Origin of the sequence: Allofustis seminis DSM 15817 (assembly GCF_000374325.1) — a bacterium.
GTDB lineage: Bacteria > Bacillota > Bacilli > Lactobacillales > Carnobacteriaceae_A > Allofustis > Allofustis seminis.
Genome location: NZ_KB894080.1, coordinates 80,234 through 99,155 on the forward strand (window position 1 = coordinate 80,234; position 18,922 = coordinate 99,155).

At 38.7% G+C, this 18,922-nt stretch carries 14 protein-coding genes; 6 read left to right on the plus strand and 8 right to left on the minus strand.

Features of this window, described 5'->3' with window-relative positions:
* Nucleotides 1-147: 147 nt before the first annotated feature.
* The 5 genes from C231_RS0102370 to C231_RS0102390 all read left to right on the plus strand — a co-directional run bounded on the left by C231_RS0102370 (nucleotide 148) and on the right by C231_RS0102390 (nucleotide 9,119).
* Entirely contained in the window at nucleotides 148-1,881 is a 1,734-nt protein-coding gene (locus tag C231_RS0102370; RefSeq protein WP_018659044.1) for a Na/Pi cotransporter family protein, read from the plus strand.
* 181 nt (nucleotides 1,882-2,062) lie between these two features.
* Complete coding sequence (locus C231_RS0102375) at nucleotides 2,063-2,764, plus strand: ABC transporter ATP-binding protein (RefSeq protein ID WP_018659045.1); 702 nt, start codon at nucleotides 2,063-2,065, stop codon at nucleotides 2,762-2,764.
* Nucleotides 2,765-2,880: 116 nt separating this feature from the next.
* On the plus strand, nucleotides 2,881-6,354 hold the full coding sequence (locus tag C231_RS0102380) for an FtsX-like permease family protein (RefSeq protein WP_169333934.1): 3,474 nt from the start codon (nucleotides 2,881-2,883) through the stop codon (nucleotides 6,352-6,354).
* Nucleotides 6,355-6,357: 3 nt separating this feature from the next.
* Nucleotides 6,358-7,677: an Mbeg1-like protein gene (locus C231_RS0102385; RefSeq protein WP_018659047.1), complete on the plus strand. Its 1,320-nt coding sequence runs from the start codon at nucleotides 6,358-6,360 to the stop codon at nucleotides 7,675-7,677.
* A gap of 170 nt (nucleotides 7,678-7,847) precedes the next feature.
* Nucleotides 7,848-9,119 (plus strand): uracil-xanthine permease family protein, encoded by a 1,272-nt coding sequence (locus C231_RS0102390; RefSeq protein ID WP_018659048.1) that lies wholly within the window; start codon nucleotides 7,848-7,850, stop codon nucleotides 9,117-9,119.
* 125 nt (nucleotides 9,120-9,244) lie between these two features.
* Here the strand turns inward: C231_RS0102390 and C231_RS0102395 are convergent, their stop codons facing one another.
* The 8 genes from C231_RS0102395 to yycF all read right to left on the minus strand — a co-directional run bounded on the left by C231_RS0102395 (nucleotide 9,245) and on the right by yycF (nucleotide 18,284).
* Nucleotides 9,245-10,198: a 2-hydroxyacid dehydrogenase gene (locus C231_RS0102395; RefSeq protein ID WP_018659049.1), complete on the minus strand. Its 954-nt coding sequence runs from the start codon at nucleotides 10,196-10,198 to the stop codon at nucleotides 9,245-9,247.
* A 167-nt stretch (nucleotides 10,199-10,365) separates the two neighbouring features.
* Nucleotides 10,366-10,845 carry a 23S rRNA (pseudouridine(1915)-N(3))-methyltransferase RlmH gene (gene rlmH / locus C231_RS0102400; RefSeq protein ID WP_026314312.1) on the minus strand — a complete coding sequence of 160 codons (480 nt, stop codon included), beginning with the start codon at nucleotides 10,843-10,845 and terminating at the stop codon, nucleotides 10,366-10,368.
* A gap of 477 nt (nucleotides 10,846-11,322) precedes the next feature.
* Entirely contained in the window at nucleotides 11,323-12,486 is a 1,164-nt protein-coding gene (locus tag C231_RS0102405) for a S1C family serine protease (protein WP_018659051.1), read from the minus strand.
* A 116-nt stretch (nucleotides 12,487-12,602) separates the two neighbouring features.
* Nucleotides 12,603-13,418 carry an MBL fold metallo-hydrolase gene (locus C231_RS0102410; RefSeq protein WP_018659052.1) on the minus strand — a complete coding sequence of 272 codons (816 nt, stop codon included), beginning with the start codon at nucleotides 13,416-13,418 and terminating at the stop codon, nucleotides 12,603-12,605.
* Between the two features lie 48 nt (nucleotides 13,419-13,466).
* Nucleotides 13,467-14,321 carry a two-component system regulatory protein YycI gene (locus tag C231_RS0102415; protein WP_018659053.1) on the minus strand — a complete coding sequence of 285 codons (855 nt, stop codon included), beginning with the start codon at nucleotides 14,319-14,321 and terminating at the stop codon, nucleotides 13,467-13,469.
* Complete coding sequence (locus tag C231_RS0102420; protein WP_018659054.1) at nucleotides 14,311-15,660, minus strand: YycH family regulatory protein; 1,350 nt, start codon at nucleotides 15,658-15,660, stop codon at nucleotides 14,311-14,313. The genes C231_RS0102415 and C231_RS0102420 overlap by 11 nt, the downstream gene beginning before the upstream one ends.
* Before the next feature lie 2 nt (nucleotides 15,661-15,662).
* On the minus strand, nucleotides 15,663-17,522 hold the full coding sequence (gene walK, locus C231_RS0102425; RefSeq protein WP_018659055.1) for a cell wall metabolism sensor histidine kinase WalK: 1,860 nt from the start codon (nucleotides 17,520-17,522) through the stop codon (nucleotides 15,663-15,665).
* A 48-nt stretch (nucleotides 17,523-17,570) separates the two neighbouring features.
* A complete protein-coding gene (gene yycF / locus C231_RS0102430) occupies nucleotides 17,571-18,284 on the minus strand; it encodes a response regulator YycF (RefSeq protein WP_018659056.1) in 714 nt (237 codons plus the stop codon).
* A 185-nt stretch (nucleotides 18,285-18,469) separates the two neighbouring features.
* On the opposite strand from yycF, the gene C231_RS0102435 reads away from it, so the two are divergent.
* Nucleotides 18,470-18,916: a hypothetical protein gene (locus tag C231_RS0102435; protein WP_018659057.1), complete on the plus strand. Its 447-nt coding sequence runs from the start codon at nucleotides 18,470-18,472 to the stop codon at nucleotides 18,914-18,916.
* Nucleotides 18,917-18,922: the final 6 nt, after the last annotated feature.

Consider the following 18,922-nt stretch of genomic DNA (forward strand, 5'->3'; position numbering starts at 1 on the left):
GATTAGTCTTTCATCTGAAGTATAATGAATAAGTAAAAGTTATTATAAGATCGTGTAAATTTTTTTACGATCGCAAATGAACATACTTATGTTTGTGAAAAGAATTTCATAATGATTGGATTATGAAGTAGAATGGGAGGAATTAGCTTGGATATGCAAGCGATGCTCTTTCAATTTGTGGGAGGGCTTGGAATTTTCCTGTTTGGAATTTCTTTGATGGGGGACGGCTTGAAGCTGACGGCTGGCGATAGTTTGCGCGAGTTATTACAGCGATTCACTTCGACCCCTTTTAAAGCAGTCTTAACAGGAGTGGTCGTGACCAGCCTGATTCAAAGCAGTTCAGGAACAACTGTTTTAGCGGTCGGTTTGGTGAGTAGTGGCTTTATGACATTACAGCAAGCCATTGGCGTGGTCATGGGAGCCAATATCGGAACGACCGTTACTTCGTTTATTATTGGGATTAATCTTGGACAATATGCACTGCCAATTATCGGTGCTGGCAGTATCTTAATGTTCTTCTTCAAAAATCCGCAAATTAAACATATTGGTCAAGTGATCATTGGTTTTGGGATGCTCTTTTATGGATTGGAACTGATGGGAACAGGGATGGAACCTTTGCAAGAAGTTCAAGCATTCCACGATTTAATGGCACGTCTATCCACGAACCCAGTCTTAGGGGTCGGAGTTGGAACGGTCCTGACAATGGTTATGCAATCATCAAGTGCAACAATTGGGATCTTACAACAACTTTATGCCCAAGGAAGTATCACATTGGGAGGATTGCTACCTGTCTTATTTGGAAATAATATTGGAACAACGATTACCGCTCTTTTGGCAACAGTTGGTGCAAATGTTGCAGCGCGTCAAACAGCTGGCGCACATGTCTTTTTCAACGTGATGGGAACAATCTTCTCGATTATTTTGTTGCATCCTTTCACATTGATAATTACTTATGCCACCGATTCATTAGGCTTAGCACCTGCTATGCAAATTGCATTTGCACATGGGTTATTCAACATTTTAAATGTTATTATTTTATTCTGGTTCATTCCACAAATTGCACGTTTGATGGAAAAATTAATGCCCGACAAGCAAGTCGAAGAAGAAGCACCTACTCATCTGGATGTTCAAGTATTGCGTAATGCGGGACCTACATTGGCATTGCACCAAGCACATAAAGCGCTAATTCAACTTGCACTTATCGTTCAAGAACAATTCGATCTAGCAGCACTTTATTATCATGAAAAAGATGAAAAATATGTTAAACAAATTCATATTTTAGAAAATGAAATTAATCAAAAAGATATTCATTTAACCGATTATTTAGGGCTTATCTCTGAATATGAACTAGGTCAGTCCGATACTGAAGTTCTATCAGCAATGATTAATACGAGTAAATATTTGGAACGTATCGGGGACCATACCACGCAAATTACAGACAACTTAACAGAAGCCGTCCATATCGAAAAACATCGTATCGAAGAAGGAAAAGCTAATACTGACGGCCGTAAGATGCAGTGGGGCGACTCAAAATTAGAGCGCATGTTCTTACTAGCACAAGAAAACGTTGCTGGAATCGTACATCTGATAGATTTAGGCGATCGTTCGGTCGTATCTGATATTTTAGAGCGTGAAGCAGAAATTGATGCATTGCAAGAAAAATTGCGCACACGCTACATTAATCTTATTCGTAGCGGAAAAAGCTGCCCAACCGATAATATTCTCTTTATCGACATTGTGGCCAGCTTGGAACGTATCGGAGATCATACGCGCAAACTTGTTACCAATCATTTGAATTTCTTATATCATTACAGTCCGCAAGATATTATCGAAGAGTCCGAGCTAAGTGTTACACCTAAAGTAGATCAGCCAGCCAATTAATTTACAATTATCATAATAGATGAGATTCAGGCGCAGCTTTTTATGCTAAAAGCGGTCTGAATCTTTTTTATTTCTAAGAGAAAATAAGGCCCTTTAGAGGAAATGTCAACGTGTTACTACTTGTTTTCAAGCGGTCTATGGTAAAATGAAAGGGTAGAATAACAAAAAGAAGGTGAAGGCTATGTCTTTCATAGAAGTGAAAAATGTTGCACGCTATTTTGGCGAGGGAGCACGTAAAGTCGTTGCTAACGAGAATATGAATTTCACTATCAAAGAAGGAGATTTTTGTGTCATTGTAGGACCAAGTGGTGCAGGAAAGACAACCATGCTGAACCTCCTTGGCGGAATGGATCGTCCTAGTGCAGGTCATATTCTAATTGATGGAGTTGATATTGCTGAATTTGATGACCTTAAACGTACAACCTATCGGCGCAATGATATCGGCTTTATCTTCCAAAATTATAATCTCATTCCGAATTTGACAGCTAAAGAAAATGTTGAAATGGCCGCTGAATTATCAAATGATTCTTTATCGGCAACTCAAGTGTTGACCGCTGTAGGATTAGCCCATCGTTTGGATAATTTCCCAGCACAACTCTCAGGCGGCGAACAGCAACGTGTCGCCATTGCACGCGGTCTAGTCAAACGTCCAAAATTGCTACTTTGCGATGAACCGACAGGCGCACTTGATTTTAAGACAGGCATTCGCGTTTTGGATATTTTGAAACAAGCTAATATTGACTATCATATGACCGTAGTCGTTATCACACATAATCGCGAAATTGCAAAAATGGCAGATCGCATCATTGAAATCTCCAATGCAACCGTTCGCAATATTCAGCTACAAGAGCATCCTGTCCCCGTTACTGACCTATCATGGTAATCAGATAAAAATCTATAGCATTGCAGCTAAATAATGTGAGGCATTATATACATCTATTTGCACATACACTATCTATAGATCCGATGACATTTATTGAAAAGAGGAGGTGAATGCTCGTGAAACGAACATTATGGAAAGATACTTTTCGTGAAATTCGCCATTCCATCAGTCGTTTTTTAGCCATTTTATTTATTATTTTAATTGGTGTTGCTTTTTATGTGGGCATTCGCTCTGCAGGACCCGATATGCTAGCAACTGCCAATAAATATTACCGTGAACAAAATTTAATGGACGGTCAAGTCATCTCAACAATTGGTCTAGAAGCAGACGATCTAGAAGCCATTGAAGACATTCTAGATGAAAATGGTGGCGGAAAACTCACACCGCAAATAACACAAGATGTTATTTTTGAAGAAACAAAACAAACAGTGCGCCTTTATAGCTTGGCTGACGTTTCCTCTGATCATTCAATCAATCGCTATCATATCTCTGCTGGACGCTTACCTCAAGCCCCCCATGAGATTGCCCTAGATGATGCACATCATTTTGCGGCGCAATTTGAACTAGGAGACACTATAACAATTGCAGATGATTTTGTTAAAGCTACTCATGAGAAGATATCCGATGACAAAGAATTTGCATCCGCTGATATGACTCAAGGACTTTTGTTAACGCAACATACTTTTCAAGTGGTCGGCTTCGTTCGCTCGCCTCTATTTATTGAAGAGCCTACACGTGGCAATTCACTTGTTGGTGGAGGAAAATTAAATGCCTTCGCGGTTATTTTACCAGAAGCGTTCGATACCAAACGTTATACAGATGTTTATTTCACTTTAGATCAACTCATGCATGAAGCAGCCTATAGCACATCTTACAAAGATCGGCGTGATGATTTTATTGAGCTTTTAGAGCAAAAACTGGAGCGTCGTGCCGCCGATAAACAAGATGAAATAAGTGGCACATTGGAAGAAGAAATTCAAAAAGGCGAGGAAGCCCTACAAGAAGCACGCACTGAACTAGATGATGCACGCCAGAAATTAATACAAGCTGAAGCAGAGTTAAAAGATGCCCGCGACCAATTAAATGCTGGGCAAATTGAATTGAATAATAAAAGACAAGCGGGGCGCCAACAACTGGATGATGCATGGGATGAGTGGCAGCGTGGTGCTGACCGCTTAGAAGATGGACGTATAAAACTCCAAGAAGGAAAAGATGAATGGAATGCCGCTGCACAATTCTTAGAGCAAAAAAGTGATGAACTAACTCAACTGGAAGCAGGCTTAAAAGCAATTGCCGAAGGAGAAGAAGCACTCGCTGCTGCTCAAGAAGAATTGGCACAAAATGAAAAAAGCTTAAATGAAAAAGAAGCAAAACGTCCGCAACTGACAGCATTTTTAAAACAGATGGAGCAACTAGGAGTCGACCAACTCCATGGATTTACCCGTAGTGAAATCTTACAACAATTAAAGCAACTGGATCAGGCGCGCCAACAACTGGAGGATGCCAAGCAGCAACTTAACCAGCAACAAGCAGAGTTAGCAGCAAAGCGTCAAGCACTTAACGGCTATACCCCAGAGCAACTTGAAGCATTGCGAACACAACTCCAAGCTAACGAAAAAAATCTTGCACAAAAGCAAAAAGAGCTCGAGGCCAAAGCAAATGAATTCGCCGAACAAGAGCAAAAAATTAGTATAGCAAAACAGACATTAATAGAACAATCTGCACTCTTTGACGATCAAATTGCAGCAGCGGAAGCGAATCTAGCAGCCCAAGAAGAAAAATGGGCAGCGGGCAAAGCAACCCTTGATGAACAAAAAGCAACATTTGAACGTCAATCCATTGCAGCCGAAAATGAAATAGCAGAAAATGAAGCAAAACTTAACGATGCCAAAGCATTGCTTAAAGATCTTCCAACAGTTCGCTACATCATCAACGATCGCGACGATAATCCAGGCTATACTGAATATGAAGATAATGCCGCGCGTATTAATGCTATTGCAGGTGTATTGCCTATTTTCTTCTTTTTTATTGCTATTTTGATTTCGCTAACTACAATGACACGTATGGTGGATGAAGAACGAGAATATATTGGAATTATGAAAGCAATGGGCTATCGCCGCCAAGAAATTGCCCTCAAATTTATTGTTTATGCTTTTTTAGCGACTACTTTAGGCGCTGCTATGGGGCTTTTTATCGGTTATCCACTCTTTCCACAGCTCATTTATAATAGTTATCGTTCGCTTTATAATCTGCCAGACATACAACTGGATACTTATCCACTATTTACAGCGACCGCTTTATTTGCAAGTTATTTAGCAACTGTTTTTGCAACGCTGCTTGCAGTATTACATTCGCTTCGTTTAAGTGCTGCACAATTATTGCGACCTAAAGCGCCAAAAGAAGGGCAACGTATTTTGCTCGAAAAAATTACACCACTCTGGGAGCGATTAAGTTTCAACTATAAGATAACATTCCGCAATTTGTTCCGCTATAAGACACGTATGTTAATGACGATTTTCGGTGTGGCAGGTAGCTGCGGGCTTATTTTAACAGGATTTGGACTGAGTGATTCGGTCATTGATATTCCAAATTTACAATTTGATGAACTTAGTCATTATCAAGCAATTGCAGCACTAAAAGAAGCTGATGAGGCAGATCGTGCCACTTTGGAACACTTTTTGCAGTCGGAAGAAGCCATTCAAGACACGCTCTCCATTACAACAATGACTGCCAAAACAGAAAAAAAAGGCATGAATACCCAACAAGTAACACTTTATGCAGTCCAAGAACCAGAGCGTCTGCCCGCTTTTATTCAGTTGCAAGATTCTAAAACAAAAAAACCACTGCCTTTAACTGATGGCACCATCTATATTACAACGAAATTGGCCGAACTCTTAGGCATAAAAGCAGGCGACACATTGACCATTGAATCGACCGATCGTGGAAGCTTTGAGTTTGAAATTTCAGGCATTGCCGAAAATTATCTTGGGCATTTCTTATATATGACTGCTGAAACATATACTGAAATCACAAATCAACCTGCTGAGCCAAATCTGAAACTTATTCAATATGATACAAAACAGTTGAGTGCAACGGAATTTGGCGAAAAATTGCTCAAACAACCTGCCATTATGGGCATTTCAAACTTGAATGATGTGAAACGCTCATTCACAGATACAATTGACAGTCTAAATATTATTACTCATGTACTCGTCATCTCTGCTGCCCTCTTGGCTTTTACTGTCTTATATAATTTGACCAATATTAATGTAGCTGAACGTATTCGTGAATTATCCACCATTAAAGTACTCGGTTTTTATGATCGCGAAGTTACAGCCTATATTTACCGTGAAAATATTTTTCTTACACTGATGGGTATCGTGGCTGGATATGGGTTCGGGTATTTATTGCATGGTTTTCTCATCCGAACGACCGAAGTGGATATGATGCGCTTCAGTCGCCATATTTCTTGGCAAAGCTATGCGATGTCTGCTCTATTAACCTTTACCTTTGCGACTCTTGTAATGTTTATCGTCCACCGCAAACTCAAACATATTAATATGGTCGATGCACTAAAAGGGGGCGATTAGCAGATGATAACTGTCATGGATTATGTAAAAGAAGTTGGGCATCTATCATTTATTGATTGTCCCTATACTGAGATGGATATGATGGTTCTTTTAGATATTTCTTACTTGCCATTTGAGCTGTGGGTGCCGTCCCTCACTTATGCAAAAGAGATAGCCCCGCCCTCACGAAAATGGCTCACAACGGATAAAAAGCACCCACTTTTTATAAGCGTGCAAACTATTTATCATGAATTTTGCAAAAAGCCAAAAGATTATTACTTGAAAAATCATCTCGTTGCAACAGAATATCGGCAAGAATTATTAAAAGTCTTAGCGCATTTACCGCGTTATCAGCATGTGCAATTTGGCTTAATCCAAACAAAAATAGCACCCAAACAAGAGATGGACTATTCCTCACTCGTCTTTATATTACCTGGTGTGCCTGAACAATTTGTTGCATTTCGCGGATCAAATGCATCTTTCATCTCCTGGATGGAAAATGTAACACTTTTAATGAAACCATCCGTTCCTGCACATCGCGTGGCACTTGAATATTTGGCAGACATTTTTAATAATCTGCCTGGACCTTTTGTGATTACAGGACATTCTAAAGGGGGACATTTAGCATTATTTGCGGCTTTTTTGTCGGACTATAATGATGCACCCAGTGCCTTATTACCCTTGCCCCATAAAGTTTCAACAGATTGCATAAAAAAAGTTATGAATTTTGATGGACCTGGACTTGCTCCAGATCTTGCCAAAAAGTTGCATCACCATCCACTATGCCACAAAACACAGCATTATATTCCTGAAGCGGCCATTGTGGGCAGCCGTTTATGCCCACTTGTGGTACCTGATATTATTTCAAGTTATAATTTTTCAGTCTTTCAACATAATTTGCGCTTTTGGAAAGTTGATGCCACATATTGTCAACTAATGCGTGCTAATGATATTAGTCCTTGGAGCCACACATTCAACGACACCTACGAAAAATGGGCACAAGAATTTGAACCAGATGAGATTTTAGCCTTTTATCGAGTACTCTTCCAGATGCTAAAATCAATGGGCTATGCTTCTTTCAATGAGATTGATGATGATATTTTTACTTTTTTACGTCATTTCAAATCTCATTTCGATGCACTCAATGCACAGGATCGTGCCCTAATTGACCGCATTGGCTACCGCTTTTTGGTCATTGCTAAAGATATGCTCATACAAAATAGTACTCTTTTTTCAACAATTCAAACGACCCAACAGACGACTCATCATGCTCAGACTACTTATGAAACAATGAAAGATACCCTCGAACATCTCTTAAAAGACTGGTTACCCCCTTGGCACTAGCATTTATTAAAGAATAAATGGCTTTTTTATGAGCGATTTATTCTTTTTTTGTGCTTATGAGTTGTCAAGCATGCCGGAAGTTGCTATGATATTTCAGGTGAATTTTTCAACCAACATGAGTGGCTGTGGTAAATGATGCCTGAGCTAATTTTTAGTAAAGGAAGATGACAATGTCAAAACAATCCAACATTATTTTAGGAATTGACGAGAAACCCACATGGGCGAAAGGATTACTTCTTAGTTTTCAACATGTATTTGCAATGTTTGGAGCAACAATATTGGTACCTATACTATTAGGATTGCCTGTATCTGTTGCTCTTTTTGCGTCTGGTGCTGGCACGCTCATCTATCAATGGGTGACCAATAAAAAAGTTCCTGTATATCTTGGCAGCAGCTTTGCTTACATTGGTGCTATGCAAATTGCAATGGAGCAGATGGGAGGCGATATTTCGGCTGCTCAAACTGGAATCTTCATGGCAGGGTTAGGCTATTTAGTGCTTGCACTGCTTATAAAAAAAGTAGGCAACCAATGGATCACAAGATTGCTACCCCCTATTGTCATTGGGCCTATGATTATGGTCATCGGGTTATCCCTTTCTGCTAGCGCCGTCCAAAATGCTGGCTTTATCGTAGGTGGCGATTGGCGCATGATGGTCGCTGCCATTATGACATTTATTATTACTGCCCTTATCAATACAAAAGCAAAAGGCTTTTTAAAAATCATTCCTTTTTTAGTTGGAATTGTCGGGGGATATATCATAAGTGCATGCCTTGGATTAGTCGATTTTACGCCAATTATCGAGGCCCCATGGCTCTCATTTCCATCACTCATCTTCCCTTTTCCTACACACCTTTTTGATTCTTATACGCTTTATTTCGGACCAGAAGCTTTTGCGATGATCCCACTTATTCTAGTAACAGGTGCCGAACATATCGGTGATCATACGGTCTTAGGTCAGATTTGTGGCACAAACTTCCTTGAAAATCCTGGCCTTGAAAAAACATTAGCTGGCGATGGTCTTGCTACTGCTTTCTCTGCTTTAATCGGTGGACCAGCCAATACAACTTATGGCGAAAATACCGGTGTTATTGGAATGACTGGGATTGCAAGTGTTTATGTTATTCGAAATGCAGCCTTATTTGCAATCGCTTTAAGTTTTTTAGGTAAATTTACAGCACTTATTTCCAGTATTCCAACTGCTGTGCTTGGAGGTATCTCCATTTTGCTTTATGGTGTTATTGCAAGCAATGGTCTGAAAGTGATGATTGAAGATCATACGGATTTTGGACAACCGCGTAATTTGATTATTGCCAGTGCTATGCTCGTGATTGGACTGGGTGGTGCAGTATTTGATCTAGGATGGATCACTTTTTCAGGAACAAGCTTGAGTGCAATCGTTGGTATTTTATTAAATCTAACATTGCCACGCACTGAGGTATAATGGTCCTCTTTCGAGTGTAGAGGCATAATATTCATGGATAGATCGTCTGCTACTAATGATCTTTATTATCCCATCAAAAAAACGTTCGCGATTTTAAGCGAACGTTTTTCTTTAATTGTTTATCATTAACCGACAATATTTTGTGGATGACCTTCTATGAAAGCCATTGTATTTGCAAATACAATCTGTGCCCGAATGACCATCGCTTCATCTGTTAAATAAGCCACGTGTGGTGTAAGTTGTGCATTTTTAGCATGGAGCAATGGATAATCTGCTGGAAGAGGAGGCTCCATATCGAATACATCAATGCCTGCTCCAGCAATCTGACCTTCATTTAGTGCATCAGCTAATGCTTGATTGTCAACAATTGGACCGCGCGCACAATTAATAAGTAGTGCTGTGTCTTTCATTAATGCAATTTTTTCGCGGCTGATCATACCTTTTGTTTCTTCATTTTGTGGAAGATGGACTGAGATAATATCACTTTTTGCCATAACATCATCTAAAGACATATAAGTTATGCCTAATGCTTTAGCTTCTTCTTTTTCGCTACGGCTATATGCAATAAGTTCTACACCAAATGCTTTAAATAGACGCGCCGTTTGTAAACCGATATTTCCTGTTCCAATAATGCCAACTGTTTTGCCTTTGATTTCTTTTCCTTGGAAAGGCCCTGGGAAGTTGTCGGCACGAATTTCTTCATCACCTGCACTAATCTGACGATACAAATCGATCACTAAACCGATCACTAACTCGCTCACTGCAGTATTAGAATAGCCTGCAGCATTTGTAATGAGAATCTCTCTTTCAGCAGCTGCTTTCACATCCACATGGTCAACACCTGTAAATGCCACATTAATTAATTTCAACTGGGTTGCTTTTTCAAATGCTTCTTTTGGATAAGGATTGTTTGCAATCATGACAATATCTAAGTCTTTTGAACGTTTGGCTAATTCATTCACATCCGTTGTCTTTTCATTATAGTAGATAAATTCATGACCTGCTTCCTTTAATGGGGCAGCCAATTCCTCAATAAGGGTATCTGGCACACGTAAGGGTTCTAATAATCCTATTTTCATTCCCAATTTCCTCCTTTATTTGTTCCTCTCCATCATAACAGTAAAAAACAGTTGATTCATTATCTTTTATGTATAAAAAAAGTACACAAAATGTTGATTTTATACATGAATTTTGCACTTTTTGGAAAGTGTCATTTTTTGAAGGCATCAGAATATTTATGCACCACTTATTTATGATAGGGCTCACCACGCATAATTTTGAATGCACGATAAAGTTGTTCATGCAAAATTAAACGCATCAGCTGATGTGGATAGGTCAATCGTCCGAACGCTATCTTATCATTTGCACGCTTTATTACCGCCTCACTTAGTCCCAATGAACCGCCAATTATAAGTGTAATATGACCGCTTCCAAAATCTTGCTGCTGTTGCAACATTTGGGCAAATTCTTCACTCGTAAGCATCTTGCCATGTAAATCTAAAGCAATGGTATAGCTATGCTCGGGAATTTTTTCAATAATTTTTGCACCTTCACGTTCTTTGATCTGTCTTTCTTCTTTTTCACTCGCATTTTGTGGTGTTGGTTCATCTGGAATCTCGACCACTTCAAGCTGACAATAAGGACGGAGGCGTTTTGTATATTCAGCAATACCTGCACATAAATAGTCCTCTTTTAGCTTTCCCACCACAATACACAATATTTTCATCATTTGCCCTTAAATCCTCTCTTTTTATCCCCAAAGTTATCCACATTTCCACAGTTTTGGAAAACTCATTTTTAATAAAGCCGATAATTTCAAGGCTTTTCACGTAAAGGGAACGTATATTTAAAAAGTTATGCACATCTTATCCACAGATTTCTGTTTCTTTTATTTTATTATAAAGCGCATAACCACACGCTTTATTCATATTACAATTTGATAACAAATTATTGCTTAATGATGATGTGGATAATTATTTTTAAGAAAGGGGATAGTTATGCACTTCTCCACCAACTTATCCACAAACACATGTTCAAATCCACATTTTACTTCATCAACATTGCATCTTCCACAGCATTTGTGCATAACTTTAGTTATTTTTCTATTTTAATGGAAATGAATGCCATAAAAAAGACTAATCGAGTGGATAAGTACTGCTTTTGTTTATCGATTAAAGCAGACTTGCTCGATTAGTCCTTATTCTTATTTATCTAATAATTTTACTGTTTTTGTTTCTTTATCTTGACTGCGATAATAAGTTACTTCAATGGCATCGCCTACTTTTGATTGGTAGAGGCTACGACGTAAATCGACGCTATTTTCAACAGGTTCGCCGCCCATTTCAACAATCACATCGCCCGCTTGTAAGCCTGCCGCTTCAGCTGAACCACCTTTTTTAGTTTGCGTAATTAATACACCTTCACGCACATCATCTGGAAGATTCAATTCATTATCGCGGAATCTTTTAGAAACCATTTGCAGATCAACAATTGACACGCCAAGTGCTGGACGAACGACCTCACCTTTTTCTTCTAATTGACGAATAATCGCAATGGCTTCAGTACTTGGAATAGCAAAACCCATTCCTTCAACTTCACTGACAGAGATCTTCATCGAGTTAATGCCGATAACTTGACCTTCAATATTAATGAGTGGGCCCCCAGAGTTGCCAGGGTTAATAGCTGCATCTGTTTGTAAGACTGTCATTTCCCAATCGGGCTCTTTATCGTGGTCAGTATCGACAGGAAGGGTACGATTTTTTGCCGAAATAATACCACTTGTAACACTCGAGGCAAATTCAGTACCAAGCGGTGAACCAATCGCAATGGCTGGTTCTCCAACTTTCACTTTGTCTGAATCGCCAAATTCTAATTTATTTTTGACCCCTTCAGCAGGTATTGAGATAACGGCTAAATCGGTCCATACATCGGCACCTTCGACTTTTCCTTCGACATGACGCCCATCATCAAATAAAACCTCGACCGAATCGCCACCTTCTATAACATGATGATTCGTAAAAATATATGCACGATCATCAGTAATTTTATAAATAGCGCCACTTCCTGTTCCCGCAGGTTGTAGTGATGATTCTTCTTCATCCTCTTCTCCTGCCCCGCCTGTAAGCCAAGAATGACCATAATTACCCATTTCTTTCAAATTAATAATTGAAACAACAGCGCCTTCCGTCTTTTGGACAGCTTCAGTAATTGCAGTCGATACATCCATAACTTCTTTACTAATTTCGACAGGATCTTCTTTTTTAGTTGTTTCAGCATCTTTTGTTTTATTGGCATTATTTGGGGTACAACCAGCAAGCAACAATAGCGTAGCTGCAGCTGTACTTAACATCATTTTTTTACTTTTCATCGAAATCATCCTTTCATCTCTCACAATCTATTACGCGTTCTATCATAACTTAAAAAAGTTAAATTCTATTAAAGATTATGAAATTTTTCGGTCAGACTTTCATTTATTAGCTATGCTTAGAGTTTGAATAAGGGCTGTGCCTCGTCTGGATCCGTATCATAAAGGAAAAATTTCTCATTGACGCCCGTTTCTTTTTGAAGCAAGATATCTTCAACTGTAGAACGGGCAACACTTTTCATATTATTTTTTTGGCTCAGATGTCCTAGATAAATACGTTTCGTACGGTCGCCGATCATTTCCGCCATAGCCAGCGAGCTCTCTTCATTGGATAAATGTCCCTTATCCCCTAAGATGCGCTGCTTGAGATGCCAAGGATAAGGTCCCATGCGCAACATTTGTACATCATGGTTGCTTTCCATCAAATAAGCATCTGCATTTTTCAATTCATGACGCATCTGATCGCTAACATATCCTGTATCCGTCAAAATAACAAAGCGTTCATTATCTTTTTGAAAGGCATAAAATTGTGGATCAGCTGCATCATGGGATACACCAAAACTCAAAATATCAATGTCACCAATTGTTTTTAATTGCCCACGCTGAAAATGATTTTGATGTTCTTTAGCAATTTTGCCAATCTTAGGTGCCATCGCGTCCCATGTTTTTTCATTAGCATAAATATCTAAATCATGTCGCCGACTTAATACACCTACACCTTTAATATGATCTGCATGCTCATGTGTGACTAAGATCGCATCTAAGTCATCGGGAGAACGGTCAATTTGGTTAAAAAGTTCATGTATTTTTTTGCCTGGTAAGCCGCAATCAACAAGTAATTTTGTTTTTTCGCTTTCCACATAAATGGCATTCCCCGTACTGCCACTTGCAAGAATGCTAATGTGCAGTCCGGTTTGGTTATTTGGTTGAATCACAAAAAAGTCTCCTTCAATCGTCCATGTCTATTTTTGGTCTTGATACTTTTATTCTTCTGTTTCATTTTCTTCAGCTTTTGTTGCGGTTTCATCACGCAAGATTGTACCACTGACAGCATCGACACGTAGATTATTTTTTTCGCCCGCTTCATTGGTCAACGTTACAATCCACACTGGGGTATACATACTTAAATCTTCCAAGTGCAGACTGCGGCGATATGCTAACTCGGGCATGGATAATTTGCTTCCGCTAGGTAATTGATTATTAATAAATAAAATCTCAACTGCACGCAATGCCGAAATAATTGTCAAAGGCTTACCTTGTTTGCTCATTGGCCCAGCATAAGTCTGCTCATAAGAGAATACTTGCCCCTTATCATTGACATTCATCACAATCTGGCTAGTGCCATCTGCAACTGGAATATTATCAACTTTTTGATAAAAAACAAATTGCTTCAAAACCTCATCATAATGGGAATACATATACTCTTCACCAAATAAAAAAAGACTCGTCATCAGCATCTCGCTTAATTTTTTTGTATCTTCTTTGGTGAAGCCTTTTTCGGGCGTTCCTTGAAGGATGATCGGGTCTGAAAGCAAACTGCGATACAGGCTCCCTTCCTCACTAATATTTCCTGCTTGATTGCGTAATTCTTCCTGTTTATTTTTCAACAATTCATTGGCATTCGCTTGCATGGAAAATAATTTTTGTTGCTCTGTTTCGGTAGCTAATTTCTTAGGGGCTTCAATGCCTGCACTTTCCATCTCTTTTAAAATGTCCACTTGATTGGAGTCTTGCGAAATATGTTGCAAATTTTGCCGATTCACATAACTGACGAATAAGAAGATATTCAGCAATACGAAAGCGATAATAAAAATACGCTCAACTTTCTCAAAATTCATATGCAACCTCACTTCCTGTCTTTTCGGCAATAAAGGACTCCAGCGGTTGCCATTTGCCATGTGCACATACATACCACTGTGGAATTAGATCAATAACTTTTTGATTTTCATCGCGTTCTTTCCACGTATAGCCAATGGTAAGTTTTTCGACTTCTTCAGTAACAACAATGCCATGATCTCTTAAATCATCTAATACTGTAAAGCCACTTGGAATCTCTTCTAGTTCCGCAGACTGAATATTAATCGGTGTCTGAATAAAACGAAGAGGTAACAAAATATGCGACAGCTGGTCGCCTTCGATACTAATTTCTATCATGGATTCATTATTAGAGGCCGTGAATACAGGATAATCGCCAATATAACGTAAGAAAGAGATGCGTTCATTTTTTGCATCATACATATGATAAATGATATCATCTTGCCAATTTTCCAAATCATTGACAATCTCAAAACTTCGAATAAAGCGATCGGTCAAGCTGCTAATTTCCGTTGTTGATTTTTGACTTAAAAATGTCAATATATTTGTTTCTTGGTTGATACTTACTTCTTTTGTTAGATCAATATAGCGCGTAATATTTTTGGTTGTGCGCGAATCCACCATTGAGGTATCAGGGAAAAAATAATTCATATAAATACTATTCGGTAACTTCTCAATAATATAACTTTTATGTGAGATATCTTGCGTATGAACGGGTAAATAGACACTACAGTCTTTAAGTGTTGCCGAAAAAACGGGCACACCTTCCGCTGCTGATTCTGTCACTAAATTCTCAAATGCAGTCACATCAAATTTCAATGCCTTAAGCGATGCAGCAACTTTTTGCGACTCATTATAGAAATAAAGTAGCGCGGGATCGGTACGTGAAATAAGCATACGATCAAACGTAAAATCGCTCCAATCTTTGGATACACTTTCAAAGCGCTCTTTAAAAATTCCAAGAGGCAACACATCATCATAAACGAGTTCTAACCATGTCCCAGCCTGTATTAATTCAGCATATTGGGTATGCGTAAGTTCCTCTTCCTCTAGAATGCGATCAAAGGTTGCAGTTGTTAGAAATTGGTCAATTTTTGCTTGACTTTCGCCATCTACAATGGCTTGCCCAATGCCCTGATTTCCTGCATGATGAGCAATATAATAAATAGGCTGATAAAAATCTGTCAATTGATGCTCCACAATAGAAGGTGCTGCTAATTTAGTGGAAGAGTCGGTATTTTTAGCTTTTTCTTCCACACCCCAAAATGTATTACCAGACGTCCATAGCAAAGCAGATAGCACAAAACTTAAACATACTAACACCATTAGAATACTTTTTCTCAGTTTGGCTCGATTATTCATCACTACCACTCCTCATCTTCAAAAGGAATGTAAGGCAAATCAATATAAACAGTCGTTCCTTTTTCTTCGATACTTTTAGCCCAAATCTGACCGCCATGTTGCGCAATAACTTCCTTACTAATCGCAAGGCCTAGACCTGTTCCACCCATAGCACGACTGCGTGCACGGTCCACACGATAAAAACGGGTAAAAATCTTATCCAAATCTTCTGCTGGAATTCCCATTCCTTCATCTTGAATAGACATAAGTACATGCTGATTCATCGTTTCCATACGTACTGTGATGGTTCCCCCATCAGGAGAATATTTAATTGCATTATTAATAATATTGTCAATGACTTGAGTCATGCGGTCCAGATCAATTTCAGCAAATACAATCTCATCAACAATTTCTTCTTTTATTTGATAATTTTTGCCTTTATATTCTTCAGAATCTAGCAAGATGCGGAAACGTTGAATAATCTGCGTCAACATCTGATTCATATCAATAATTTCTAGATCCAACTCACTGCGTCCAGAATCAATGCGTGACAAATGGAGTAAATCTTGAATCATACGAATCATACGGTCCGTTTCTGACTGAGCCACTTCTAAGAATTTTGGTGCAAGTTCTTCATCTTTCCAAGCACCATCAATTAATGCTTCAATATAGCTGCGCATAGATGTTAATGGCGTCCGCAATTCATGGGACACGTTAGAAACGAATTCTTTACGTTCTGCTTCAATCTGCTCCTGTTCAGTCACATCATGCAAAACACAGACAGTCCCATTAATAATTCCTCGATTACTTTGAATGAGTGCAAAAGATATACGCAAGGAGACGGTCCCGCGTGCTGTTTTGCGGCGAATAAGGACATCACGTTTTTGTTTGAATAAATCTTTTAATTCTAGCTGATCATTCAACTCAAGCACATCTAAAATATCATGATCAAGCAAATCAGCCCGTTCAACATTTAAAAGTTGTGCCGCCATCGCATTGGCAACGACCACTTTTCCTCGGCGGTTGGTTGCAATGACCCCATCTGTCATGTTAGATAGAACAGAATCTAGACGTCGGCGTTCTGCATCGACACTTTTCTGGGCAGACTCCACCTCATTGGATAAGTCATTAATTAACATACCTAACACACTTAAGTCATCATGCCCGTAGACAGTTACTTCACCAGAGTAATTTCCATCCGCAATTTTTTTCGTTTGGAGCTGCATTTCTTTAATTGGTTCTGTCAAAGCACTTGAAACAAAATTCGCTAAAATGCCCGACAAAATGATAGCGATGAAACTCGAACTCAAAAACATCCATGTAATCTCACTTACTTGAGTGTAGACAGTCTCGATATCACTTTCCATCACAATTGCTCCAATAATTTCACCGGGTTGTTTTTTTGTTTCGACAGGTGAAACAATTTTCCAGCGTCTTGCATTTAATTGTTGATCAATCACTTGTTTTGCCGTCTGTTGACCTTGGATGACAGACTTACGCAAATCTTGATCGTTAGAAATCTTTCCAACCGTTGATTCTTGAATATTATCGCTTGTGCCTAGTATCACAAAGTTACGGTCGACGACAAAAACTTCTGTAATACCGCTGCCCGAAAAATCTAATAGCAATTGATTAATTTCTTCTTGAGCTGTCAATTCATGGGCTGGTAATTTTTTTTCTTGCGTATGTTCTTCCAAAATGGGGGACAGACTATTTTTCAAAAAATCCATCTGCATTTGGCGATCGCTTTGAAATGTCCCAATCAATTTCTTTTCTGTCTGCGTAATGAAATTCGCTCCGATTAATTGCAGCGCAAACATGAACGTCAAGACGATCACGACTGTTATTTTCATTTTAATAGATCCCATTATGCGCTTAATCATCGAGCTACTCCTTACTTGCAAATTTTATAAATATTTCAATTTTTAATGTTAATTTTCTGAACTTTCTGGATTTCTTAGATAATAGCCAACTCCGCGGCGTGTAATAATATATGTTGGATGACTTGGATTATCTTCAATCTTCTCACGCAGACGGCGAATTGTAACATCGACAGTTCGCACATCTCCTAAATAATCAAAATCCCACACTTTCTCAAGCAATGTCTCGCGTGTAATAACTTCGCCCACATGGCACGCTAAAAAGTGCAACAATTCAAATTCGCGATGTGTCAATTCAATCATTTCACCACGCTTTGACACATAGTAGGCACTAGGATGAATAACTAGGTCACCGATAACTATTTCTTCTGCAGTTGGTTTTTCGCTTGCTTCTTGTATGCGTACACTTTGTCTGCGCAAGTTTGCTTTGACACGCGCCACTAATTCACGATTGGAAAATGGCTTCGTAACATAGTCATCTGCTCCCATCTCAAGACCAAGTACTTTATCAATTTCTTGTTCTTTTGCGGTTACCATAATGACTGGCACGTCACTTGTTTTACGAATTTCGCGCAACACTTCTAGTCCATCACGTTTAGGTAACATAACATCTAAGATGATCAGGTCCACATCCTCTTGCTGGAACTTTTCCAACGCTTCATCCCCATCAAAAGCCGTTATGACCTCATAGCTTTCTTTTTCGAGGTTGAATTTTATAATATCAGAGATTGGCTTCTCATCATCGACCACTAATATTTTTTTCATTAATTTTCCCCCGCTATCTTTAGACTTATTTTCTTATCTCAATACCTAATTATACCTTAAGACTGTAATGTTCGCAAAGATGAGAAGACTTTGTTCGGAAAATGGATGCTAAAGAGTACGATTATTTTATATTTGAATAGCCATATGGTATTCTAAAAGGAGAAGATTCAAGGAGGAGGGGTAAGATGTCTAGCATTCAGTGGATCAGTCTTTTATTAGTGGGCGGAAGTATTATGATATTGATCATTTCATGCATCAAATCTAAAAAAATAATTCAACCCGTCATCACGCAAATTACACAACTTGCCACATCAACTCAACTGGAAATTCATCATTTCACGCAAGAAATACAATTTCAAAATGAAAAATTAAAACAACTCAAACAAAAAATAGCGTGTTTACAAAAGACACTTCAATCAGACACCTTGTCGTTGCAACATTTCCAAACAAAACAAAAAGAGTTGCAACATTCACTCGATCAATTAAATGAAGTGTTGCCACGTCTTGTGGTAAAAGTTTCCAAATCAATGATCCAGCAAATAAAAGATGAAACACCGCACATTTGGAAAATTTTCACATATGCCCTCAAAAAAACTTTCCAAAAACAAAAAGCGCGTTTTTCAAATAAATGACCATGT